This window comes from Cellulophaga sp. 3_MG-2023, from assembly GCF_030546975.1.
GTDB lineage: Bacteria > Bacteroidota > Bacteroidia > Flavobacteriales > Flavobacteriaceae > Cellulophaga.
Genome location: NZ_JAUOPS010000002.1, coordinates 862,219 through 886,792 on the forward strand (window position 1 = coordinate 862,219; position 24,574 = coordinate 886,792).

Annotated in this window: 20 protein-coding genes; 5 read left to right on the forward strand and 15 right to left on the reverse strand. The window is 32.4% G+C overall.

Annotation, left to right across the window (positions count from 1 at the left end; genetic code table 11):
• The first annotated feature begins 13 nt into the window (after nucleotides 1-13).
• Nucleotides 14-766 carry a hypothetical protein gene (locus tag Q4487_RS08715; protein WP_303540023.1) on the forward strand — a complete coding sequence of 251 codons (753 nt, stop codon included), beginning with the start codon at nucleotides 14-16 and terminating at the stop codon, nucleotides 764-766.
• A gap of 63 nt (nucleotides 767-829) precedes the next feature.
• Here the strand turns inward: Q4487_RS08715 and Q4487_RS08720 are convergent, their stop codons facing one another.
• The 7 genes from Q4487_RS08720 to Q4487_RS08750 all read right to left on the reverse strand — a co-directional run bounded on the left by Q4487_RS08720 (nucleotide 830) and on the right by Q4487_RS08750 (nucleotide 8,492).
• Entirely contained in the window at nucleotides 830-1,300 is a 471-nt protein-coding gene (locus Q4487_RS08720; RefSeq protein ID WP_303541286.1) for a methylated-DNA--[protein]-cysteine S-methyltransferase, read from the reverse strand.
• Complete coding sequence (locus tag Q4487_RS08725; RefSeq protein WP_100894173.1) at nucleotides 1,300-2,463, reverse strand: CNNM domain-containing protein; 1,164 nt, start codon at nucleotides 2,461-2,463, stop codon at nucleotides 1,300-1,302. Before Q4487_RS08725 ends, Q4487_RS08720 begins: the two co-directional genes overlap by 1 nt.
• 184 nt (nucleotides 2,464-2,647) lie before the next feature.
• Nucleotides 2,648-4,138, reverse strand: coding sequence for an aldehyde dehydrogenase family protein (locus Q4487_RS08730; RefSeq protein ID WP_303540021.1), 1,491 nt, complete (start codon nucleotides 4,136-4,138; stop codon nucleotides 2,648-2,650).
• Nucleotides 4,139-4,176: 38 nt separating this feature from the next.
• Nucleotides 4,177-6,018, reverse strand: a complete 1,842-nt coding sequence (locus tag Q4487_RS08735; RefSeq protein ID WP_303540019.1) for an antibiotic biosynthesis monooxygenase — start codon at nucleotides 6,016-6,018, stop codon at nucleotides 4,177-4,179.
• Nucleotides 6,019-6,028: 10 nt separating this feature from the next.
• A complete protein-coding gene (locus Q4487_RS08740; protein WP_303540017.1) occupies nucleotides 6,029-6,970 on the reverse strand; it encodes an NADP-dependent oxidoreductase in 942 nt (313 codons plus the stop codon).
• Between the two features lie 23 nt (nucleotides 6,971-6,993).
• The gene (gene budA, locus Q4487_RS08745; protein ID WP_303540016.1) at nucleotides 6,994-7,836 is read right to left on the reverse strand and encodes an acetolactate decarboxylase; all 843 of its coding nucleotides are present in this window, start codon (nucleotides 7,834-7,836) and stop codon (nucleotides 6,994-6,996) included.
• Between the two features lie 32 nt (nucleotides 7,837-7,868).
• On the reverse strand, nucleotides 7,869-8,492 hold the full coding sequence (locus tag Q4487_RS08750) for a putative quinol monooxygenase (protein ID WP_303540014.1): 624 nt from the start codon (nucleotides 8,490-8,492) through the stop codon (nucleotides 7,869-7,871).
• A 226-nt stretch (nucleotides 8,493-8,718) separates the two neighbouring features.
• Between Q4487_RS08750 and Q4487_RS08755 the strand changes: the two genes are divergently transcribed.
• On the forward strand, nucleotides 8,719-9,102 hold the full coding sequence (locus tag Q4487_RS08755) for a helix-turn-helix domain-containing protein (RefSeq protein WP_100894179.1): 384 nt from the start codon (nucleotides 8,719-8,721) through the stop codon (nucleotides 9,100-9,102).
• 55 nt (nucleotides 9,103-9,157) lie between these two features.
• On the opposite strand, the gene Q4487_RS08760 is transcribed toward Q4487_RS08755, so the two are convergent.
• The 8 genes from Q4487_RS08760 to hemB form a co-directional block, all read right to left on the reverse strand.
• On the reverse strand, nucleotides 9,158-10,006 hold the full coding sequence (locus Q4487_RS08760) for a nuclear transport factor 2 family protein (RefSeq protein WP_303540010.1): 849 nt from the start codon (nucleotides 10,004-10,006) through the stop codon (nucleotides 9,158-9,160).
• 101 nt (nucleotides 10,007-10,107) lie between these two features.
• Complete coding sequence (locus Q4487_RS08765; RefSeq protein WP_100894181.1) at nucleotides 10,108-10,377, reverse strand: hypothetical protein; 270 nt, start codon at nucleotides 10,375-10,377, stop codon at nucleotides 10,108-10,110.
• 100 nt (nucleotides 10,378-10,477) lie between these two features.
• Nucleotides 10,478-11,350: an AraC family transcriptional regulator gene (locus tag Q4487_RS08770; protein ID WP_303540008.1), complete on the reverse strand. Its 873-nt coding sequence runs from the start codon at nucleotides 11,348-11,350 to the stop codon at nucleotides 10,478-10,480.
• Between the two features lie 103 nt (nucleotides 11,351-11,453).
• Complete coding sequence (locus tag Q4487_RS08775; RefSeq protein ID WP_303540006.1) at nucleotides 11,454-12,362, reverse strand: sialate O-acetylesterase; 909 nt, start codon at nucleotides 12,360-12,362, stop codon at nucleotides 11,454-11,456.
• Between the two features lie 177 nt (nucleotides 12,363-12,539).
• Complete coding sequence (locus tag Q4487_RS08780) at nucleotides 12,540-13,847, reverse strand: short-chain dehydrogenase (RefSeq protein ID WP_303540004.1); 1,308 nt, start codon at nucleotides 13,845-13,847, stop codon at nucleotides 12,540-12,542.
• Nucleotides 13,848-13,927: 80 nt separating this feature from the next.
• The gene (locus Q4487_RS08785) at nucleotides 13,928-14,674 is read right to left on the reverse strand and encodes a hypothetical protein (RefSeq protein WP_303540002.1); all 747 of its coding nucleotides are present in this window, start codon (nucleotides 14,672-14,674) and stop codon (nucleotides 13,928-13,930) included.
• 135 nt (nucleotides 14,675-14,809) lie between these two features.
• Entirely contained in the window at nucleotides 14,810-16,117 is a 1,308-nt protein-coding gene (locus Q4487_RS08790) for a serine hydrolase (protein ID WP_303540000.1), read from the reverse strand.
• A gap of 13 nt (nucleotides 16,118-16,130) precedes the next feature.
• Complete coding sequence (gene hemB, locus Q4487_RS08795) at nucleotides 16,131-17,120, reverse strand: porphobilinogen synthase (RefSeq protein ID WP_100894187.1); 990 nt, start codon at nucleotides 17,118-17,120, stop codon at nucleotides 16,131-16,133.
• Between the two features lie 71 nt (nucleotides 17,121-17,191).
• Between hemB and Q4487_RS08800 the strand changes: the two genes are divergently transcribed.
• The 3 genes from Q4487_RS08800 (at nucleotide 17,192) to Q4487_RS08810 (ending at nucleotide 24,429) form a co-directional block, all read left to right on the forward strand.
• On the forward strand, nucleotides 17,192-19,837 hold the full coding sequence (locus Q4487_RS08800; protein ID WP_303539997.1) for a DEAD/DEAH box helicase family protein: 2,646 nt from the start codon (nucleotides 17,192-17,194) through the stop codon (nucleotides 19,835-19,837).
• Nucleotides 19,838-19,939: 102 nt separating this feature from the next.
• Nucleotides 19,940-20,821 carry an ABC transporter ATP-binding protein gene (locus Q4487_RS08805; RefSeq protein ID WP_100894188.1) on the forward strand — a complete coding sequence of 294 codons (882 nt, stop codon included), beginning with the start codon at nucleotides 19,940-19,942 and terminating at the stop codon, nucleotides 20,819-20,821.
• Nucleotides 20,822-20,823: 2 nt separating this feature from the next.
• A complete protein-coding gene (locus Q4487_RS08810) occupies nucleotides 20,824-24,429 on the forward strand; it encodes a M1 family aminopeptidase (RefSeq protein ID WP_303539994.1) in 3,606 nt (1,201 codons plus the stop codon).
• Nucleotides 24,430-24,574 lie beyond the last annotated feature (145 nt).

Sequence of the window (24,574 nt, forward strand, 5' to 3'; positions counted from 1 at the left end):
CAATTTACATACTATGAAATTAAAATTATTACCATTAGCATTAATTGCCGTTACTTTATTTTCTTGCTCTAGTAGTGATGACAGTGAAAATGACAACAATGTTGATGATCCTGAAAAATCTGAAGAACAAACTGCAAGCTGTGATAAAGTAGAAAACTTTGTCTTTGTTGAAAAAGATGGGCTAGTTAGCGTTGAGTTTGAAAATGCTGTTTTTAATGACTTATGGAAATTAAAAAAAGATGACAACAATGCTACAGGAAAAGGCTATATGGTTTGGGATGGAGCCCAATATTTAAATAAGCCGGGAGAAGGCTTAGCTACGTATAGCATTAAAATAAATAGCCCAGGAACTTATCGTTTTATGTGGAAGTCTGCTGTTAAAAAAGGAAACAGTGGATCTGAGCATAACGACTCATGGTTACGTTTTGCTGATGCTGATGATTTTTTTGGAGAAAAAGAAGGTAGTACAGTATACCCAAAAGACACAGGAAAAACACCAAATCCTAACGGATCATCTAAAGACGGTTGGTTTAAAATATACAGAAGTGGTAACGATTTAGATTTTAAATGGCAAGCAAGCACATCAGACAACGATAGTCACCCTGTTTTTGTAACTTTTGATAAAGCCGGAGTTTATACTATGGAAATATCTGCAAGGTCTCCAGGACATGCAATAGATAAATTTGTTCTTTTTAAAGATACAATTAAACAATCTGATGCTATTGCTGAAGATATGAAATCTAGTGAAATTACGTGTAAAAACTAAACTATTTTCACCTCAATAAAAAGTAAAATCCGATTTAGTACTAAATCGGATTTTTTTATGTTTTTAAAATAAAGATGTTTGCGTAACTGGGCTCTCATGTTCTAGCAACCACTTTTTACGGTGCAAGCCACCTGCGTAACCAGTTAAAGAGCCATCACTACCTATAACTCTGTGGCAGGGAACCATAATCCACAATGGATTTTTACCATTTGCAGCCGCAACAGCTCGTATGGCTTTAGGGTCTCCCAGAACTTTAGATAATTCTAAATAAGAATACGTTTTACCATATGGTATTTGTAATAGTGCATCCCATACCTTTTTTTGAAACTCTGTACCTGTTGGGTTTAGAGTTAAACTAAATTTTGTACGTTCTCCTCTAAAATATTCTTGTAGTTGGTAAACTGCATCTTCAAGCACTTCTGGAATTACTTCCGTTATTTCGCCATCATCTAAAACAGAAATTACAGAAAGTCCGCCTTCATCGCCTTCTAATTTAGCAATACCTAACGGAGTCTTTATGTAAGCTGCTTCTATCATTTTATATCTTCTGCAGCATCTGGTTTTGTTTCAGAAGTATCAATTTTACCTTCTTCTTCAACAATTAACCCCATTTTTTTAGCTCTATTTTCCCAGTTTTTTCTGGCTAAAGATTGTAGGTCGGCTATATGGTCACTCTCATCCATAATCTCCATTCCTAGCAAGGTTTCTATAACATCTTCCATAGTAACCAAACCACTAACAGAACCATACTCATCTACAACCAAAGCAACATGTTCTCTTTTCTTTATAAAAGTTTCAAATAGTTGCGGAATTGGAGTATTACGCTCTGTTGCTAAAATTTCTCTTTTTATGCTAGATAACGGAGAACTCCCATTTTTATTAATAACTTCTTCTAATATATTATCTTTTAGTACAAAACCCGTTATATTATCTAAGGAGCCACTGTATATTGGAATTCTAGAAAAGCGCATTTTAGGATTAGCGTTATAAAACTCCCCTATTGTTGCTGTTTCTGCAGCAGATTTTAAAACTGTACGTGGCGTCATGATGTGTTTGGCTAAAATTTCATCAAACTCTAATAAATTACGAATAATTTTAGATTCAGATTCCTGAAAGACACCCTCTTCATGCGCAATATCTGCCATTGTTGTAAAGTCTTCTCTACTTAATACACTACCGTGGTGTTCTTTACTACCAACCAGTTTAGTAAACACTTGTAACAACCAAAGTAGGCCTGTATATTTTAAAATTAAGACCATTATATTTAATGCCTTTGTTGTAAAATTTGCAAGTTGTTTCCAATAAGTTGCACCAATAGTTTTAGGTATAATTTCTGATGCTACTAATATTAAAACTGTCATTAAAGTAGACACAATACCAACCATTAAATCTTCTGTAAAAGTAACTCCTAATACACTTGTTGTGGCACTACCATACATTTCTGCATAAGCAACTTTTGCCTGTACACCTACTAAAATTGCACCAACGGTATGCGCAATAGTGTTTAGTGTTAAAATTGCAATTAACGGCTTATCTACATCTTTTTTTAATGCCTCTAATTCTGTAGCAAAGCTTTTACCTTCTTTCTTTTTAACGTTTATAAATGTAGTAGTAACACTTAACAAAACAGCCTCAAGAATAGAGCATAAAAAAGAAAAGAAAACTGAAATAAATGCGTAAAATAATAATAAACCCATAGTATATATTTAAAGTACGAAAATAGCAAAAAGTTAGCAGTTCTAAGATATTAAAAGTTAATTGCACACTGATTTCTCTTTGCTTTATTAGGATTGATAGTTACCACAAACAAAATCTGTATGCTAAAATTAACTAAAAAAGCTAACCTTAACATACAGAAACTAATGAGTAAACTTAAAAATATTACTCAAAATCCGATGCCTTAAAAGGATATTTTCTAGGTGTTTTTTGAATGGTAATCCAATGTGCGGATGTAAATGATTTTACACCCCATTGCCCATTAAATCTACCTAAACCTGAGTTTTTGACTCCACCAAATGGTGCATAGGCACTATCGTTAACAGGCTGGTCATTTATGTGGGTCATACCAGCTTCAATTCCTTTGGCAAAGGTCATACCTTTTGCTTCGTCTTGTGTAAATACAGAACTGGACAAGCCGTAATCCGTAGCATTTGCTAAGCGTAAAGCATCATCGGTGTCTTTTGCTCTTGCAATAGAAACTGCAGGTCCAAAAATTTCATTTTTAAAAAGCGGGCAGTTTTCATCTACATCAACAAAAATATGTGGAGGCATATGCAATCCTTCAGCTTCACCTCCTAATGCCATTTTGTAACCTTGCTCTTTTGCATCGTCTATTAAACCCTTTACGGTGTCAAATTGATTTTGATCGATTATTGGACCTATAAAAGTATCCGGGTCGTTCATATCCAGACGTTTTAAGCCTTTTACTTTAGTTATAAACTTTTCTGTAAATTCATCATAAACTTTATCTTCTACAATAATTCTGTTTATAGCCATACAAATCTGACCTTGGTTCATAAATTTACCCCAGGCAGCTGCTTCTACAGCTTGATCAATATCTGCATCTTCAAGTACTACAAACGGACTGTTACCGCCTAATTCTAATTCAACATTTTTAATTATATCAGCATCTATCGCATTTTTACCTACTTCTCTACCTACCGGTGTTGACCCTGTAAACGAAATTAACTTTGAAATAGGATGCTTGGTAATAGCCGTACCAATTGTGCTTCCGCCACCAGGTAAAACACTTAATAAGCCTTTGGGGAAACCTGCTTCTTCAAGAAAGGAAGCAAAAATTAAACCTCCGGTTACAATAGATGTAGATGCGGGTTTTAAAACCACTGCATTACCCACTGCCAGCGCAGGACCCAAAGTACGGGCGGTTAACTGTCCCGGAAAATTCCAAGGAGAAATTAATCCTATTACTCCTAATGGCTGTCTTACTGCAAGTGATTCTTTTCCTTCTATATCTCGTGGTAGTATTTTACCTTCTACCAGTAATGGTAAATGTACTGTGCTTTCAAAAACACTTGCCACCAGCTCTGCTTCAAAATATCCTTTGGCAAGTGTTGCACCTACTTCTTTTCTTGCCCATTCTGCAAATTCTTTTTTTCGGTTCCTCACCACTTCGGCAAGTTTTTGCATCATTCTACTTTTTTCAGGAGGCAATACGGCAGCCCATTTTTTTTGGGCGATTGCTGCTTGCTCAAAAGCTTCATTAACATCATCTGTAGTTGCACTTGGTAATGTGAAAAGTTCTTCTTGATTCCAAGGGTTTATATTCTTTATAGCGGGTCCACTTCCGTCTTTCCAATTTCCTGCAACAAAAATATGCTTTGTGTAATTTGGTAATTCTTCTTGTGTTTTCATATATCGTGTTTTAAATTTTTAAATGCTCTTTTTCAATTCTAGTTCTCAATCTCATTTACAAAATAGACTTGCTGTGTACCATCAATAACAGCCTCTTTCATTATGCTATTGGTTTCTTGTGCGTATTCTTGTTTTCTGTGAAACGCACCGGCTTCTTTGTTTTTCCAATGTTCTTGAAGCACAAATTCATTATCCTTTGTACTATAAAAATCAAATCTAATATTGCCTTCTTCTGCTCTAGTTAACTCTGTATGCTTGATTAATTGTGCTATAAATTCTTCCTTATACTCTTCCTTTACTTTAAAAATGGAAAACAGTATAACTTCATTATTACTTACATCAGTTTTACTAAAATTATAAGTAGGTAAAGGTTTTTCATTGGTTAAAAACAATGTTTTAGGAGCTTCTGCCAAAGCAGATTCCACTTGGTCTGCTATGCCTCTTTTGTCAACAGCTTTGGTATGTGATTGTAATGTTTGTTTACTCTCGTTTATACCAAATACTATAAAATTGCCCGGCGTATTCTGGTCTTGATATAACTTCATTTCTAAGGTGCCTTTCTCTTTTCTGACCACGTCTTGATTTGCAAGCATTTTCTTTTTGAAGAAATCTATTTTCTCAGGTTTAATCTTAAAGGATGATAAAATGGTGATTTGTGGGTCTTTCTTCTTATCATAAACCACAGACATTCCTGTTCCTTTATTTAAAATTAAACGCATCTTAGTAGGGGTAACATCAATTTGAATACAGTCAGAACCTAAATCCATTGTTCCTAGGGTACTTGTTCTGCAAAAATATTCACCTTGCCAGTCCCAAGTTCCAGATAACTCTTGTCCATCAAAATTCCCCATAATAATCCCATCTCTTGTAGCAATAGATTCGCCTCCTGCATCGCCATAGTAGTTGTCTGCGCCTTTTAATATATACTCTTCCTTTGTGGTAATTCTATCCCACGGAACAGGTGTAAAAGCTACCAGCTTATTATCATAAAAATAGGGTGCATATATAGTTGTACCATCAGAGTTTATATCTGCTAAACCCTTAATAGAGGTATCTATTAGATAGCTTTTGGAATCGGTAAAGGTGAACAATTGCCCGGTTGGATTACTACTTGCCAGTAACGTTCCATTTATAGAAGTAACACCATCAAAAACCCCTTTTTTATCGGTAGAAGTAATAAGCTCTACTTTTTTAGAAGTAATGTCGATATTGTACAATGCCCCAAAGTCTTTGGGCTTCCATTCTTTTCTTAATAAACCTTCGCCGTTTTTAAGCCCGTAATTAGCCACAACCAAAGTGTTGTCTTCCACTAGAACACCATTTGGAAACGGAATTTTATCAGACTGTAACCATACTACCAACTTATCATTTTCAATAGTATAAATTTTACCACCGGGTACATCAGAAATAAATACTTGTCCGGTTTTCTGATTAATTGTCAAATCGTTTAAAGAACCAGCTTCATTTGCGGTATAACTTTTTGTGATGTTTCCGTTATCAAGATTTATAAGATGTACCTGCTTTTGATCGGCAACGTATAACGTGTTCTCGTAAATATCAGAGCCTGTAGGAGCTGTCAACCCAGTAACCCAATTTAAGTCATCAATTACTCCGTCTTTAGAAACACGACTTATAAAACCTGGCTCTGCACCATTGGTGTTGGAGACATACAACCACTTATGATTTGGCGATGCATATACGGATTCTGGCATTTTAAAACCGTCTAATTCCCATTTTACCACTACTGAAAAATCGTTTGTAATAACATCTGCAGTTTCATTTGCTGAAGTAAGGCTTGTTACTTTTGAGGTCGTTCCGTCTTTGAATCCAGAAAGAATGACCACAAAAAGAATTAATATAAACTGGAGTGAATTTTTCATAAAATTAGTTTTATAGGGTTACAATTACTTTTCCCACAGTTCTTCCTTTTTCTACCTCAGTATGTGCATCTGCCATCTTTTCAAAAGGGAACGTTTTATATATATGAGGTTTTATTTCTCCGTTTTCAAGCATCCCTTTTAATGTATTCATATCTTGGTCACTAGAATGCACTAGAATATTAGAAACCGTTTTATTTTCTTTTTCAGCTAAAGCTTTCTTTTTATCTGATAAATCTGGTGCTACAGTAGTAATAACTGTTCCTCCATTTCTTAAAACATCAACTGAATTTTCTAAAACTTTTCCGCCTTGCGTGTCTAGCACAAAATCTATATCAGTTAAAATATCTTCAAAATTTTGAGTATGATAATCAATAGCCTCATCTGCACCTATAGACATTACAAAATCTTTATTTTTAGCCGAAGCTGTTGTAATTACATAGGCTCCCATAGCTTTTGCAATTTGAATAGCAAAATGACCAACACCACCAGAACCAGCTTGAATTAACACTTTATTTCCTTTATTTATTTTTCCTGATAAAATTTGTAATGCGGTTAATGCTGCTAGCGTTGTTGCAGCAGCCTCTGTAAAAGAGACATTGCTAGGCATTACAGCCAAATGTGTTTCTGGAGCTGCAACAAATTCTGCATATGCATTACCAACACCAGGAAAATTGACCATACCAAAGACATTATCTCCTACCTTAAAATTGGTAACTGCCGTACCAACTTCTGTAACTGTACCAGCAATGTCCCAACCTAAAATTATTGGTCGCTCTTCACCATACATCATACCCAACATTTCATCGTTGTATTTTGGTTTAACATCTGCCGGATTTAACGAAATTGCTTTTACGGCAACCAATACTTCGTTTTCTTTTATACTTGGCTTATCAATATTATCTACATAAAGATTCTCTGGTCCGCCTGCTTGTTTTAATAATACTGCTTTCATTTTTATATATTTTTTTAATTTGTTTATTTTCCGTTTTGTTTAGCTGTAGCTTTTGGTGCTGCACCTTGCTTTAAGTCTTTATTTCTAAATTTTTCTGTTTCCGGAAGCTGAAGATTTACTTGGTTTACTTCCTGAATTTCAACTTCTAGTTTATCAAACTTAATATCTTCTAAATGCCCGCCAAGTGTTATATCTTCTGATAAAAAGTGAAAATGCATTCCCGGTATTACTATATTTCCTAGATAATCTGGTGTAAACAAACCAACTAAAGTCCCTTTTATATTTTCTCTTGTGTACATTACACGAGTGTCTAAATATTCAAATAATGACACATCTTCGTTTTCTACTTTATGAGCAGATGCCATTTTTAAATACTTAAATTCTCCTTTAATACGGTAAGCATAAAAGCTATTTTTAGAGGTTGAATATTTTTGAAGTTCTTTAGTTAAATCTTCATAAGACGTAATATTTTCAACGATAACTGTTTTTTTTGGCTGAAAATTTATCATTGTCATATTTGGAGATTCTAAGTCATTTGGAGCTTCAGCTATTCCGCCTTCGGCATCAATAGTGTAAACAACACCATCTACAGCAACCAATTCGCCTGCCAAATGATTTACTGTTCCAATACCAATAGTACCTTGCTGCACCATTTGTTGTGGAGTTATATCGCCTTCGTAAATACTATTTAATAAGGCAACAGTTGGCGCGTATTGGTGAATAGTGTTTTCTGTATGTGGGGCTAAATGGTTGCCATCTTTATCGTGAGAGTGTCCATGTTCAGATGTTGAAACTACTTCTTTTTTTGTCTGATTTCCGCAACTTGCTATAAAAGCTAGGGAAAATAATAGAATTATTTTTTTCATAATAGTGCTTCTTAGTTGATTATTAATTTCTCTTAAATTTCTTTCACAAAATTCATATACTGTTTTAAGTCACCAACAACAGCTTCTTCCATAAGTTTACCTGTTTTAACTGCGTATGGTTGATTAAAGTGAATATCCCAAACATCAGATTCTTTTCTCCAATGCTCATAAACAGCCAACGTGTCTTCTTTATCATCTACTGTGTATAAGTCAAAAAGAATGTTTCCTTTTTCCTCTTTTCTGGTATGTGTAATGTGGTCTTCAAACTGATTTAAAAGTTGACTTCTAAATGCTGTTTTTAATTTGAAAATGAAGAAGATTATAAACACATCATCTTCTGGGTTTGCAGATTTTGAGTGGTCTGGTAATGGATGTGTATCGCCTAGGAAATAAAAATCAGGTTCAGTCTTTAAGGCAGTTTTACCTACCTCCATAAGTTTTTTGGTGTGTGGCTCATTGTCGTGAGATGTAATTGCAGCTTTATCTGCCCATCGTTCATAAACAAAGAAAATGTTTTCATCATCTTTAGAAACATAGACTCTTATTTCAATGTTACCTGTTTCTTTTTTTGTAGCCTCTTGCGCTTCCTTTAATGTTTTAGCAAATGAATCTCTGTGTTCTGGTTTTGCCGTAAATTTTACTATAGTGCTTTTCATAATATGACTTTTTATGTTATTGATTTACAATACTATCATTTGTATAGTGACAAAAGTATGTATAGTATAGCAACTGCACAATAACGGTCAAGAAGTATAGTACAAAAACAAAATGCCAAATATTTGATAATCAATTAAATATAATAAAAAATATTTACTATAAAAAATATAGTTGCATACTAAATTAAAGCTCTTTAATTTTACACTTTAATAATTTTTTTTAAAAATGGACAGAAAAGAACTGTTTAAAAAGAAACCTAAGATTAAGATTAACGATAAAATATCTTTTTGCCCTACGAGTGCTGCAATGGAACTTATTGGCGGAAAATGGAAAAGCGTTATACTTACACATTTAATTGGAGATAAAAAACGGTATAACGAATTACGTAAAGAAATTCCTGGTATTACAGAACGCACACTAAGCTTACAACTAAAGCAGCTAGAAGCTGATGGTATTGTAAGCAGAAAGGTTTTTACTAAAAAGCCTCCTTTAAAAGTGGAATACAGACTTACCGAATTTGGACAAACCCTTACGCCTATTTTGAACTTAATAGTAGAATGGGGCTTACACGCTGCAGAAACTAAGGGTGAGTTTATTTTTGAAGATTAAATAAATAAAAAAAGGCTACCAAACGGCAGCCTTTTTTATTTATTTAGATAGGTAATTAAAATTTCCCATTTTCATTTTTCCAATCTGCTTTAGCAGGTATATTCTGAATAACATCCCAGTGTTCTGCTATTTTTCCTTCTTCAATTCTAAATAGATCATAAAAAGAATTATGTTCTTCTCCTAAATTACCTTCACTCACAGTAAGTACAAAATTACCTTGCCCTAAAACCATATGTATTTTACTATACTTCATAAAAATACCTTGTTGGGCCATAGACTCTAGAGCCGCACCTAATCCGGATAACTTATCTCCAATGTTAGGGTTATGCTGTATATAATTGTCACCATCAAAATACTGAGCTAATTTGCTCATATCTCCATTAACAAGTATATCTGTAACAAATTTAGCAACAAGCTCCTTATTTTCTTCCGTTTTATCTAAACCCTTAATTTCAGTGGCACCATCTATCATTGTACGTCCACTAGGATTTGGTTGCGCTGCCGTTACTTGCAAATTATCCCAATGCTCAACTATTAATCCGTCTTCAAATCTAAAAATATCAAACCCAATTTTAGGGCCAAAAAAATTATAATCTGTGTGCGTAAAAACAAAATTCCCATCTTCAAAAGCACGCACAGTATTTACTTTTGCAGAATTAGCAGGCAACGCCTTTAAGGTTTCTACAAAGCCATTTAACCCATCTGCAACATCTAAATTATGTTGTTTATAATTAGTGGGATTAATGTAAGTTGCCGGTTTTTGATCTCCTGTTTCTATAGATTTTAGCAGAGCTACTACTTTATCTTTGTTAGAGATTTGTTTTGTTGCATCGTCATCTTGACCATTACAAGATATTGCTGTAAGCCCAAGAGCTACAGTTGCATATAAAATTGATTTTTTCATAATTAATTAATTTTTTTATGCAAAGATGCAACCAGTAAATTGCTTTAAAGTGATACAAAAAATCCAAAAGATGGTAATTTTTGTCCTATATTAAAAAGTGATTATACTTTTAATTTTGGCTTAACAAAATAGCGTTCTCTTTTTTTGGTTTTGTATATGGTTAATGAAGCCATTACACACCAAATTAAATTAGAAACAAATGATGGTATGGCATTATAATAATAACAGTTTATGGCTATTAATAGTGCTCCAAAAAGATTTAAGTACTTAGCATAGTTAACGTACTTATTATTTTCTATAAGTGTAATCCCGTAAGCAAGGATTAAAAAGCCAGAACCTGACCAACCTAATACATCAATTAACAATTTCATTTTTACTAATTTGTTTCATTTATTGGGGTTAAATTATGAAGCAAATTTGCGCTATCAGGAGTTATGTATTATGATACAAATACGGCTAAAAATGGTAATTTTACGCCAGTAGTATTTTTTTTCTAAATTCGGTTGGTGTAAAGCCTTGATGCTTTTTAAAATATTTTACAAAATTTGTAGGCTCCTCAAAACCAATTCCGTAACCTATTTCTTTTACACTGTCTTCTGTATGTACTAATAATCGTTTAGCTTCTAATATTACTCTAGCATCTATCATTTGCTTTGGTGTAATATCCATAACTTTTAAAGTAGCTGCATTTAAACGTTTTTGAGTTACGTTTAATTGGTCTGCATATTTACTTACAGATTTTTGATTGATAAAATTTTTATCTAACAAGTCTCTAAACTTAATTACACAATCTATATCTGGACCTTTATTTATTTTTTTACTATGCTGATTTTGCCTTTCTCTTTCTGATAAAAGTAAAATATTTTGAAGGTAATTTCTAAGTATATCAGACTGGTAATTATCTATAGCCGTCTGTAGTTCTTCTTCAATAAACTGAAAAAGACCAGTGTAAATAGGTGTTAGTTTATTAACCTGTATGGTAGATATAGAATACAGGTCGTTAAAAAGCATATTACTTCGTAAAAACTTAGTGTCCTCATCTGTCTTACAAAAAAAATTATCTGTAAACAGTAAAACTACACCCTCTACTGCCACATCCTCATCAAAACACTGTACACTGTTTTTATCTACAAATAAGATAGAGTTTGGCTTAATGTCTATAGGATTAAAATCTACCATATGACGCGGACTGCCCTTTTTAAACCATATAATTTGATAAAAATCTGCCCTATGAGGCACTATTAATTCATCAAAAAAATTATTATACAAGTCTGCTAGGTTTACCAACTCAAACTCGTGCGGCAAACCCTCCTTAAATCCGTGTTTTTGAATATCTGAAGCCAATTGTTTATCTCTTAATCTAAAAACTCAAATGTATGCTAATTATTTTTTAGCTTAAACATTTAAAATTAAATACAAGAACAAACTTACTTCTTTAATAGAATTACTACCTTTTTAGGGATAACATTTTTAACGCATATCGTTTTCCTAGCTCTCTAACTCCATTAGAATTAAAATGCACACTATCTTTACGAACCTCACACCCTTTAGAAGATATTACGTAAGATGTTGGTATTGTTTGTGGCAAAGTGTTTACTATAGGGTTCATACTTGCACACTTACCACCTTGCTCTTCATGTACCATTTCACCAGCAAGTAAAGGAACTTTAGTAGCATCTAAATTAAGGTCTGCTAACATATTGTTGTAGATGGTTGCTACGTAAGATGGCCACTGTTTATCACCTGTATTACTTTCTCCTTGGTGTAAGAGAATACCTTTTATTACACCTTTTTTCTGAGCTTCTTTGGCAAGTTTTATTAAGTGTTTATAGGGGTTACTACCATATGCTTTTACTTTATTTGTAAACCAATCTTCTTTGTAAGTATCATCAAAATTGGTATACATATCTTTATCAAATAATCTAATATCACAACCACCAATAGCAACACTAACCAAACCTACAGAGATACTGTCTGGTAAATTTTTAATCATTGTTTTACCAAAATAATCTGCAGGAGACAAACCTGTGTAGCATTGGGTTAAAGGAGGTACAGCCGTATACCATTCCCCTTTTTTTCTTTTAAGATTATCACAATCTAAAGACTGTAATACTTTAAAACGGCTGGCCTCTTTTAAATCCTCTTCTTCTATTGTTGCAGAGCCTTCCATATTAGACTGTCCAAAACATAAATAAATATGAAAATTGGGGTCAAAATCTATAGTATTAGACTCTGTAGTGTGTGTTGTATTTTTAGTGTTAAAAGTAGTTGAAGTTGATGATGCTGGTAAAAATGCTTTGTAAAAAGTAAACAAAAATGCAGTTAAAGCAATGTACTTTATAAATGTAAATTTCATTGTTTCAATATTTTAAACACCAATAACTTCAATTATTAGTAACAACGAATGTAAAAATTTTAACAATTAAAAAATTAGTAAATTATGCGATATATTGATACTTTCATGAAATAACAAGTGTCCAAATTAAACTTTTTAAGTCAATTTGGACATTTACAAAACAGGTTTTAAGCAATTCTAATCTAACAAACCTTTGGTTTTACTCCAAAGTCCTTCTCCTTGTTTCATTAGTTCATCTCCTGCTTTTTCTAAGTTTTCTGAGCTAGTATATTTATTGTAGTTTTCTATAAAGCTTTTAAAATTATCTACAGTAGCAAACATTTCCTTAGTATATGGTACGTTTTGCTCCTCCATTATTTTTTGCCAATCTACCTTAGCCAGTAAAGAGAACATATACTTAGTTGCTATTTTACTTAAAAAATATTTATCATAGAATCCGTTTAAAACTTTTCCAGGCTCTCTATTTTCTACGTATTCTATAGACTCTCCCAATCTTGCTTTTTCGTCAGAAGAAAGCAAGTCACTTCCTTTTAATTTTTTTAATGCAGCAATTGCCTTATCATTTTTCTCTTTTTTTAGATATAAATAAGATTCAATAGACCAAATAATTTCATTATCTAATCCTATTTTTTTAGAATCTTCTAAAAACATTTCAAAATCTTCTAGTGCACGTTCCTCATCAATATCACGGTCCATCATTAACCTATCAAAACCTCTAAACAAATGATTTAACGAATGAAAACCAATATGAGTTTGCTCATTATTTAAGTTTCCCCACTCAAACATTGCTCTTGTGTATGGCAAGTCTATATCTGGGTTAGCATTTAACCAATCTATGTTTCTAGATATTTCATCTTCAGATAAATAATACAGTTTTTTCTCAAAAAACAAAAAACCTCTGTAGTATTGTAAAAGTGCTTTTATTTCTGAATCTGGCAGTAGTTCTGGCTTAGTTTTAGAGCACTCGTATAAAGACACCTCTTTACCTATATCTCTACTTAAAACTACAATTGCACTTAAAACTGAGTGCTCTATATTTTGTACATAATCTTTATCCTCTCCTTGTAAAAACTCTTGATTAGATGTTCCTTGCTTCGCATTTGCCCTAGCAAAAACCTCTAACAAAGTAGGAAACTCATCTTCATCAGTCTCCATTATAAATTTCTCCATCTTTTTATAATCTCTGTAAATAGATATATAATCTAAAACAGTTAAGCTTTCAGAATCTTTAGCGTCATACTTAGAAACCTTATCAAAAATTCTATCTAAATCTGACTTAAATTCGGCGTACTCAGGATTAATATCACTTTCTCCTGCTGAAGCCCTAATTAAAATTTTAGCAAATTTATAGGTCAAGACTTTATCAGAATCTATACTTTCAACTAGCGTTTCTTTGTCAATAGCCAATAGTTCTTCGTCAGTTTTATCTCCACCAAAACAGCTATTAAATAGTATTACAATTAATAGTAGTTGTATTTTTTTCATAGATAATTTTTAAGGTTGATGCAGTAAAGTGTAAAATTAAAAGAATAGTTTATACAATTATACCCTGTTTAACGGGATTATTAAGAGTTTCCTTCTCTAAGGACATCAGATAATTGAGTAATACCCATAACATTGACTATCTCTCCTTCTTCAACCACAAAAAGATCTTCACATAATACTTCAAGGTTATGTTTATCAGATAAGATAGCATATGCATGTAAATTCATAAAATGTGCAATATGTTCTTTATCTAGTAAATTAGAACACACAAAAATGAGTCCTTTTCTTGGTATAGAAACCAAAAGTTCTTTAGAATTTAGCATTTTATGTGCCTCTAACATATGTTTTTTACTTAGTATTTTTTCACTAGCAAGTGCAGCTATTTTAACTGATAAAATATCATACTCTATTTTTTCATCAGAGAAATCCCAAAACACAAATGGCAATTCTAAATTATCTAAATTGATTAGACTATGCTTATCAAGCATTTCGTAATCTTCTTCAGTTTTATTACTTGTTTTTAAATGAAAAATATCTACTTCTCCGTTTGCGCCCTCTTTATTTTTATCAATTATTACAAAAGCCTTTACAATAGGAGCATAAATATCTTCTGTTTTATGAAAAACTGAGACTAATTCGTCTACCAAATCTAGCTCTTGTGTTTTTTGAGAAACCAAATACGGATAAACCATAGTGTAATCCACTTTCAACTCATCGTTAGCCATCTCCTTCACCACAGATTTAACTGCTGGTTCGTCTGGCTTTTTACGCAATTTTGTTGGTTCTGCAGGGCCAAGTCCTAGAATGTTTCTTAAAAACTGTATCATATATAGTTTGGTTAATAGGTTATTTATAAAACTAAACTATATAATATTTGTAGAATACTACAGTGTGTATGTATTTCTGGTAGACTTGAACCTTTATTCGTTGTAAACGCAAGTATTTTTTAAAGTTAAAACAGACTAATTTGTCCCTTTTTTTGAAGTATAAAAAACCTGCTGTAGTGCTGGTCTAATATTTAGTGTATATAAGTTTCTGTTGGTTCTGGTTGGGTACACTCTGTTTGACAAGAAAATAAAAACCATATTGTTTTTAGGATCTGCCCAAACAAATGTTCCTGTAAAACCTGCGTGTCCAAAACTCTCTTTACTAACCTCTGGTGCAGGATATGCTTTTGCCAAAGGCAATGTGTCATTGCCCAATGTAGGCTTATCAAAACCTAAACCTCTTTTATTATTATTTTCTGGATACTGTACGCGTGTAAATTCTTTAACTGTAGCATTAGAAAAATAGCGCTTGCCATTATACACTCCGTAATTCAAATACATCTGCATAATTTTAGCCAAATCTGTTGCAGAAGCAAACAAAGCTGCATTACCAGATATACCGCCTAAAAGCGCTGCATTTTCATCATGAACAAAATTACGAGTAAGTTCTTTTCTAAAAACTGTATCTATTTCTGTAGGTACAATTGTATTAGCATACTTCTTGTTTTTAGGCAGAAAACCCATTGTATTTAGCCCTAAGGGTGTATAAAAATTTTGCTGTAAATATGTGTTATAATCTAAACCAGTTATTTGTTTTACCAATTCTGGATACAGCAGAAAAGTAAGTCCAGAATACTTGTACTTTTTTTCTTTTGATACTTTAGACCTGCTTATTTTACGGTACATTTTGTACTTAAATCTATCTTTTACGTACAAACCGTTGTATGCTTCTCTAGAGAATTTTTTGCTTGGTTTATTTTTAACAAACCTATGTTTTAGCTTCCCGTTTTTCTTTAAAACATCATTTAAAAAAACAATATAGGGAGCTAAACCTGCTTGGTGCGCTAGTATTTCTCTTAAAATAATATGTTTTTTATTTGCTTTATGCCTCCAAGGCTTCCAATAAGTACTAAAAGGCACATCTAAATCTATCTTACCCTCATCATACAGCTTCATTAAAGCTGGCAAAGCAGCTGTAATTTTAGTTACCGAAGCAACATCATAAATATCTGTTAGCTGTACTTTTTGCAAACTATCATACGTATGGTAACCATATGCTTTATGAAAAATAATTTTAGAATCTTTTGCTACTAAAAGTTGTGCTCCAGGAAAGGCGGTATTCTTAATTCCTAGTTTCATAATAGAGTCGACCTTCTTATAAACTAAAACCGAATCTAAACCCACCTTAGTTATACTAACTTTAGGTAACTCTTGTGCAAATGAAAACAGCACACTAAAAAGTAGTATTGTTAACACTATTTTAGTCTGCTGTTGTTTTTTCATAAAAAGTGTAATATTATCCTAAAATACGAATTGCATCTTTAGCAAAGTAACTGGCAATAATATTTGCACCTGCTCTTTTTATTGCGGTAAGTTGCTCTATAACTACTGCATCATGGTCTAACCATCCTTTTTCTGCTGCTGCTTTTACCATTGCATACTCACCACTAACTTGGTAAACTGCCACTGGCACATCTACTTCGTTTTTAATTTCGCGTACAATATCTAGGTAACAAAGTCCTGGTTTTACCATTACAATATCTGCACCTTCATCTATATCCATTTCCGTTTCTCTAATTGCTTCAAAACGGTTGGCATAATCCATCTGGTATGTTTTTTTATCCTTAGGTATGTCTTTTACGTCTACTGGAGCAGAATCTAAAGCATCTCTAAAAGGACCATAAAAAGCAGAGGCATATTTAGCACTATAACTCATAATACCAGTATTATGAAAACCATCATCCTCTAAAGCTTCACGTATGCTTAAAATACGACCATCCATCATATCACTAGGTGCAACAAAATCTGCGCCTGCTTCTGCATGCGATACACTCATTTCTGTTAATACCTCAACAGATTCATCGTTTAAAACTAAACCATCTTCTATAATACCATCATGACCATAAGAAGAGTAAGGATCTAAAGCAACATCTGTCATTACTAACATAGCCGGACATGCGTTTTTTACTGTTTTTACAGCACGCTGCATTAATCCGTCTGGATTTAAAGCCTCTGTTCCTTTATTATCTTTTAAGTTATCTGGAACTTTTGCAAAAAGCAAAACCGACTTTAAGCCCATTTTCCAAAGCTCTTTAACTTCTTTCTCTAACAAATCTAAACTATACCTAAAGTAATTTGGCATAGACGGTATTTCGTCTTTTACACCTTTACCTTCTACCACAAAAAGTGGCACTAAAAAATCGTCTGGAGATATAATGGTTTCACGAACCAAAGAACGTATTGCCTTGTTACTACGTAATCTTCTGTTTCTAATAATTGGATACATAATTATTGTTTACTTTAGTAGAGTCAAAGTTACTTAATATCAACCAAAAATCAAGAAACCATAGCCTTCAATTGAGTTCTATTAACAACATTTTACAATTTAAATTTACTTGGCGTACTTATCAACAAAAATTCTTAGATAATTTTGACACGCACATTAGTGACAAACACCTACATGTGGTTGCTCCTCCTGGGTCTGGAAAAACTATTTTGGGGCTAGAAATGTTAAAACGGGTAAACCAAACTACTTTGGTATTGTCACCTTCTTTAACCATTAGAAACCAGTGGAAAGACAGGATGCTTAGCTTTTTTTTAGAAGACACTAATTATACTAATTACTCTTTAAACATAAAAAAACCAAAGCAAATTACCTTTACAACCTACCAGGCTTTGCACGCTTTACATAAAGATTTTAAAAAAGCAGACAATCCTGAAACTCTAATAAATTTTATAAAGAAGAATAATATTAAAACCATTGTTTTAGATGAGGCTCATCACTTAAAAAATGAATGGTGGAAATGCTTGTTTGAAATAAAAAAGGCAGATGATATAACTGTAATATCATTAACCGCAACACCGCCTTACGATAGTGAAGCTAGTGAGGTAAAAAAGTATTTTGATTTATGCGGACCAATAGATGATGAAATTGTGGTTCCGGATTTAGTTAAAAACGGAGATTTATGTCCGCACCAAGATTATGTACATTTTTCTAAACCAGACAAAGAGCAAATAAAGCACATTGTTACCTACCGTGAAAACATTTTAAATTTTATCAATACCCTTGTAGATGATACCGATTTTAGGAATATTTTACAAGAGCATCCGTTTTACAAAAATACAGAAGAAGAGCTTGAAAATATTTATAGTAAACCACTATTTTATTCAGCTATAATTATATTTTTAAATGCCGCAAAAATAACTGTCCCAAAAGAAAAAATAGCAATTTTAGGTTTTAAGGATGATAAAATTGAGTTTCCAAACTTAAACTATAACTGGCTACAAATACTATTACAAGAACTACTTGTTGTAGAACGAGAATTACTTTTACCTTTTGAAGAAAAACTACACACCATTGAAAAAGATTTACGAAAAATTGGTGTTTTTGAGAAAAAGCGGGTAGATTTTGTTGGTGTTGAAGACTTATACAGAACATTAGCTAACAGCCCCAGTAAATTAAAAAGTATAAATGCTATTATTACTGAAGAAAGCAACAGTTTAAAAGAGAATTTAAGAGCTGTTGTTTTAACAGATTTTATACGAAAAGAGTTTCTTTCTTTTAATAGTACTAAGCTTGAAGAATTAAATAAATTAGGTGTTGTTTCTATTTTTCAATACTTACGTATAAAAAGTGAGCACAAAGAACAACTAGGTGTTTTAACTGGCTCTATTGTAATTTTACATAAAAGTGCTGTAATCAATCTAAAAAAAATAGTAAACCAAACAGAATTTACAACTAAACCCCTAGAAATTGATGAAGATTTTGTTACTATAACTTCTTTTGCCAAAGGAAAAAACACTGTAGTTTCTGCAGTTACGGCTCTTTTTGAAAACGGAACCGTAAAAATATTAATTGGCACAAAAGCATTACTTGGAGAGGGTTGGGATGCTCCTGCAATTAACACATTGGTATTGGCCTCTTACGTTGGCTCGTTTGTATCGTCCAACCAAATGCGTGGCAGAGCCATTAGAACCCAAGCTACTAATAAAAATAAAACAGGCAATATTTGGCACTTAGCCTGCATAGATCCTACAGATCCAGAAGGCGGTAAAGATTTAGAAAAATTAACCCGTAGGTTTAATGCTTTTATGGGTGTTTCTCTAAAAGGGGAGCCCTATATTGTTAATGGCTTAGACAGGTTAGGTTTGCCTTTGCAGTATTCATCAGAAATAGACATAGAACAATTAAACAAGGACACTTTTGCTATTGCAACTCAAAGAGATTTAATTACTAAAAGATGGAAAAAAGCAATTGGTAAAGGCGATGTTTTTATTAGAGAGTTAAACATTTTATACCCCTATAAAGAACCTTATACAAAACAGAAAAAATTAAAAAGTGTAAACGCTACTAAATATCTTGTTTTAGAAGTATTAATTGGCACATTTGCTATAATACCAGAGTTTATTTTAAAAAATGTTGGCATACTCTTAAGCAAGGGCGTAATGCAGTTTATATCGTTATTTTTTGGAGCTGTTTTTTTAGGTTTTGTACCTAAAGCATATAAAGCGATTAAGCTCTACTTTTTGTTTGGAAATATGGAGCGTAAAACACAGAAAATAGCACAAGCAGTATTACACTCTTTAGCAGCATTACATAAAATAACAACACCATTAGACAACATAAAACTAGAAACCGACCGCTATAGCAATGGTGTTTTTGCATTTTACATAACAGGTGCAACTACTAATGAGAGCTCTTTATTTATTACTGCACTAGAAGAAATTATTGCTCCAGTAGAAAATCCAAAATACTTAATAGACAGTAGTTCTTGGTTAAAAAGAAAGTGGAATTTACGAACCTATTACGTTGTGCCTACCATTTTTTGTAAACGTAAAGCAGAAGCTAAAAGATTTCATTTTTATTGGAAAGAGTTTGTTGGTAATTCTGCCTTAATATACACCAGAACAAAATACGGCAGAGAACAGTTAATTAAAGCAAGGCTAGCCCATATTGTGTATCAATTTAAAGACGCATCTAAAAAAGCTATTACCTGGAGATAAAAAAATAGTAAGAGATTTCTTAAAATAACTACACAAAAGTGTAACAATTTAACAAATCTGGTTACTAACCTAACAACATCACTAAAAATTAAAAAAATACATATGCTATCTATTAAAGACCTTAACAAAACGTATCCTAACGGAACAAAAGCGTTGAACAATGTAAATTTAGAAATTAGCAAAGGTATGTTTGGTCTTTTAGGTCCAAATGGCGCTGGTAAATCTAGCTTAATGCGTACTATTGCTACATTACAATTAGCAGATAGTGGCAGTATAGAGTTTAACGGTACAGATGTATTTAGCAAGCCTGAAGAATTACGTAAAGTCTTAGGTTATTTACCCCAAGATTTTGGTGTATACCCTAAAGTTTCTGCTGAGATGATGCTAAATCATATTGCAAAAATAAAAGGAATACAAAATAGTGGTGAACGCAAAGCATATGTAGCAGACTTGCTAAACAAAGTAAACCTATACAAGTTTAGGAAAAGAAATTTAGGAGATTACTCTGGTGGTATGCGTCAGCGATTTGGTATTGCACAAGCACTTATTGGCAATCCAAAATTAATAATTGTAGATGAGCCTACTGCTGGTTTAGATCCGCTAGAGCGTAACCGTTTTCATAACCTATTAAGTGAGTTAGGAGAAGAGGCTGTTGTTATTTTATCTACACATATTGTAGATGATGTTATTAATCTTTGTACAAATATGGCTGTTTTTAATGAAGGGCAAGTGCTAGTACAAGGTCATCCTATGGAGCTTACAAACTCTTTAAATGGCAAGGTATTTAGAAAAAGTATTAAGAAAGAAGAAATTGCTACTTACGAAGAAAACTACACTGTTTTATCGTCTTATTTACGTGGTGGAAACCTAAATATAAATGTATATGCAGACAATAACCCTGGAGAAGGTTTTGAGGTTATAAGTAACACTTTAGAAGACTTTTATTTTTACAGTATTAACCAAAAGGCTAAACAAACTGTGTAATTATGAAAGAGATATTTTTATTTGAACTTAAATACAGACTACGCAGACCGGTAACATACATTTACATTTTTTTAATGTTTATAATTCCGCTGTTAATTTCCGTTTTTGAGGATTCTGGAACAGCTCAATTTACTAACAGTCCTAATGCAATTGCTGGCGTTTTAGGTGGCTTAAGCATTCTTGGTTTGTTTTTTTATGCTGCAATTATGGGCGTACCAGTGTACAGAGACGAAGAGCACAAAACCGCACAGACTTATTTTTCTTTTCCTATAACAGAGAAAAATTACATTTTAGGCCGCTTTTGGGGTAGTTTTACCATAGTTACTATTATGAACATTGGCGCTATACTTGGTGCAATGATTGGTTTTACTATTGGTGCAATGCTAAACAGACCAGATTATGGTACGTATACAGACTTTGACTTTACAGCATACTTACTTCCATTTATATTTTTTCTAACGCTTAATTCGCTTTTTATTGGCGCGTTGTTTTTTAGTTTGATGACGTTTTTTAAAAGAATGTCTATTTTATATCTAGGCGGAATTTTAATCTTTATTTTAAGTAATGTGGCTGGCACATTATTAGGAGATTTAGATAGCCAATGGCTAAGTATTTATTTAGATCCGTTTGGATCACAAGCGTATAGATTTATAAAAAAATATTGGTCAATTAACGAAGTCAATACGTTATACCTGCCTATTTATGGTGAGTTTTTACTAAACCGTATTATGTGGTTTGCAGTAAGTATTGGAATTTTTGTTTTTACGTTATTCAAATTTTCATATCCAAGTTTTTTAATTCCTAAAAAGGCAAAAAAACTTAAAGAAGATACTATAGCACCACAAACTTCTGTAGCCATTGACAATATAAAACAAGTATTTTCTAAAAAAGCCAATTGGGGTAACTTATGGTCTTTAAGTAAAATTGAATTTTTATCTATTGTTAAAGAAAATGCTTTTAGAATTCTTATTCTAATTGGTATTATTTTCTCTGTATTTATAGCTACACAGTCTACACAAACATATGGCACACCATCTCTACCATTAACTCGTTTTATGGTAAAAGAGTTAAGCTCTGGCTTACTTGTTTTTTCTATTATAATACTAGTTATTTATGCTGGTGAAGCCGTGCATAGAACAAGAAACAATAAAACATTTGAGTTTTATGATGCCCTACCGGTAACAAACGCTACACTTTATATCTCTAAAATTATTGCTTTAATAGGTGTTTCTGTAGTACTTACACTAATTACCATATTGGTTGGTATGTTATACCAAACATACAATGGCTATTTTAATTATGAAGTAGGAATGTATCTTACATTTAATTTTGCAAACATATTTCCGGCTTACATAACAACGGTATTACTTGCCTTTTTTATTCACATATTGGCAAACAATAAATTTTTAGGACACTTTTTAGTTATTGTAATTTCTTTAGGTTTACCTATACTAATTGCATTAGTTTTTAAAGTGAACAACCCATTATTTATATATGGTGGTGTGCCTAGTAGTTTTTTAAGCGATTTAAATGGGTTTGGCCATTATTTAATTGGCGGATTTTGGTTAAACTTATACTGGATATTATTTAGCTGTATTTTAGCTGTAGTTGGTTACGTTTTTTGGAACAGAGGGTTTTACTCTTCATTTAAAGAAAGATTACGCTTAGCCGCTAGTCGTTTTAAAGGAAAAACAACAGCTGCATTTTTGGTTTTTACTATTGCATTTATAGCAGTTGGCGCTTATAGTTATTACAACTTACAAGTACTAAACAGTATAGGAAGTGCAGATTATAGCAATAAAATTGCGGCAGATGCAGAAAAAAAATATGCTAAATACATTAACAAGCCACATATACAAATTGTAGACCTAAAGGCTAAAGTAGATATTTACCCAGAAGAAAGAGACGTTTATGCAGAAGGTAATTTTACTGCCGTAAATAATTTTGACACTCCAATAGATACACTCTTAATGGAAGTAAAATTTGGCGTTGCAGATACTAAAATAACTAAAGTTGTTTATAACGGAAAAGAACTACAACCCTTTTTAAAAGATAGTATTTACAGGTTATTTATATACAAACTACCAAAACCTTTGCAACCAAAAGATACTGCTTCTTTAGTTATAAACACCAGAGCAATTACCAAAGGTTTTGCTAACGGATTAGAAACAAATGTATTAAATAACGGTACATTTTTTAGAGATGATATTTTTCCTTCTTTTCATTATGAAATTGCCTTAAATGACAATGGCACTCGTAAAAAGTACGATTTAGAGGAAATGGATTATCTATTGTCTCCTAGAACAGATAGTGTTGCATTGCGTAAAAATTTATTTAATGAAGATGCAAACTATATGAATTTTGAAGCCACAGTAAGCACCTCTAAAGGACAAACAGCAATTGCACCAGGTAAGCTTATTAAAAAGTGGGACAAAGACAATAGAAGTTATTTTACCTATAAACTAGGAGAAAAAACAGATTACTTTTTCAACTTTGCTTCTGCCGCTTATGATGTTAAAGAGGATAGTTGGACAGCCCCAAGTGGTAAAAAGGTAGCTATAGAAATTTATCATTCTCCTAAACATAAAAGAAACTTAGAGCATTTTATAAACGGTATAAAAGTATCTTTAGATTATAACTCTAAAAACTTTTATGAGTATCCTTATTCTATTATTAGAATAGTAGAATTCCCTGCTTACTCAACTTTTGCTCAATCTTTTGCTACAACAATACCTTATTCTGAAGATTTTGGTTTTGTGGCCGATTTTTCAAAAGCTGAAGATTTTAATTATGCATTTAGAGTAACATCTCATGAGGTAGCACACCAGTGGTGGGGACATATTGTAACACCAAGTAAAACATCTGGATCTAATATTATTTCTGAAACTCTTGCAGAGTACGTGTCTTTAATGACAATGAAAAATGAATATGGAGAAAACGGAATAAAATCGTTCTTAAAAAATTCTTTAGACTCTTACTTAAGTGCTCGCCAATTTAGCTTTAAACCAGAACGTTCTTTGCTAAATGTAGAAACTGGTCAGCATATTTGGTACCGTAAAGGTTCTATGGTAATGTATGAGCTACAAGATGTTATTGGCGAAGACAAAATTAACAGCGCTTTAAAACAATTTTTAAACGAGTATAAATACTTTAACAAAGGTGTTTATGCAACATCAGAAAATTTATATGATGCTATTTACAAAGTTGCACCAGACTCTTTAAAGTATAAGGTTACAGACGGTTTTAAAGAAATTGTTTTGTACGAAAATAAAGTTACTGAAGCTAAAACTAAAAAATTAGATAACGGCAAATGGGAAACCACGTTTACTGTAAATTCTTCTAAAATTTATTATGATGACAAAGGAAAAGAAAGAGAAACAGATACTAATATGAATTTAGTTGATATTGGACTTTTTGGACCTGATGTTAAAAATGATGAGAACGTAACCATTAAAGATCCATATTATTTTGAACTAAAATGGTTGGCTCCTGGCGAAAATACATTTACAATTGTAACAGATAAAAAACCTGAAAAAGCTGGTATAGATCCATACAATAAATTAATAGATCGTAAGTCTAGTGACAATTTAAAAGAAGTATTAGAATAAATAAAATACATTCTTTCTTAACTATTAAAACGCTCCTTTTGGGGCGTTTTTTTGTTTTTCAGAATAAATAATACATCAATATAAAAAAAAGACAACTTTTTTAAAACCCTCTTTTAGTTTTTGCCGTAGGTAAGGTCGTAATCAC

What these genes read in the sequence shown, in the direction of transcription:
- Q4487_RS08715 (WP_303540023.1), top strand. Translation starts at nt 14, where the DNA reads ATGAAATTAAAATTATTACCATTAGCATTAATTGCCGTTACTTTATTT.
- Q4487_RS08725 (WP_100894173.1), bottom strand. Translation starts at nt 2,463, where the DNA reads ATGGGTTTATTATTATTTTACGCATTTATTTCAGTTTTCTTTTCTTTT.
- Q4487_RS08730 (WP_303540021.1), bottom strand. Translation starts at nt 4,138, where the DNA reads ATGAAAACACAAGAAGAATTACCAAATTACACAAAGCATATTTTTGTT.
- Q4487_RS08735 (WP_303540019.1), bottom strand. Translation starts at nt 6,018, where the DNA reads ATGAAAAATTCACTCCAGTTTATATTAATTCTTTTTGTGGTCATTCTT.
- Q4487_RS08740 (WP_303540017.1), bottom strand. Translation starts at nt 6,970, where the DNA reads ATGAAAGCAGTATTATTAAAACAAGCAGGCGGACCAGAGAATCTTTAT.
- budA (WP_303540016.1), bottom strand. Translation starts at nt 7,836, where the DNA reads ATGAAAAAAATAATTCTATTATTTTCCCTAGCTTTTATAGCAAGTTGC.
- Q4487_RS08750 (WP_303540014.1), bottom strand. Translation starts at nt 8,492, where the DNA reads ATGAAAAGCACTATAGTAAAATTTACGGCAAAACCAGAACACAGAGAT.
- Q4487_RS08755 (WP_100894179.1), top strand. Translation starts at nt 8,719, where the DNA reads ATGGACAGAAAAGAACTGTTTAAAAAGAAACCTAAGATTAAGATTAAC.
- Q4487_RS08760 (WP_303540010.1), bottom strand. Translation starts at nt 10,006, where the DNA reads ATGAAAAAATCAATTTTATATGCAACTGTAGCTCTTGGGCTTACAGCA.
- Q4487_RS08765 (WP_100894181.1), bottom strand. Translation starts at nt 10,377, where the DNA reads ATGAAATTGTTAATTGATGTATTAGGTTGGTCAGGTTCTGGCTTTTTA.
- Q4487_RS08775 (WP_303540006.1), bottom strand. Translation starts at nt 12,362, where the DNA reads ATGAAATTTACATTTATAAAGTACATTGCTTTAACTGCATTTTTGTTT.
- Q4487_RS08780 (WP_303540004.1), bottom strand. Translation starts at nt 13,847, where the DNA reads ATGAAAAAAATACAACTACTATTAATTGTAATACTATTTAATAGCTGT.
- Q4487_RS08785 (WP_303540002.1), bottom strand. Translation starts at nt 14,674, where the DNA reads ATGATACAGTTTTTAAGAAACATTCTAGGACTTGGCCCTGCAGAACCA.
- Q4487_RS08790 (WP_303540000.1), bottom strand. Translation starts at nt 16,117, where the DNA reads ATGAAAAAACAACAGCAGACTAAAATAGTGTTAACAATACTACTTTTT.
- hemB (WP_100894187.1), bottom strand. Translation starts at nt 17,120, where the DNA reads ATGTATCCAATTATTAGAAACAGAAGATTACGTAGTAACAAGGCAATA.
- Q4487_RS08805 (WP_100894188.1), top strand. Translation starts at nt 19,940, where the DNA reads ATGCTATCTATTAAAGACCTTAACAAAACGTATCCTAACGGAACAAAA.
- Q4487_RS08810 (WP_303539994.1), top strand. Translation starts at nt 20,824, where the DNA reads ATGAAAGAGATATTTTTATTTGAACTTAAATACAGACTACGCAGACCG.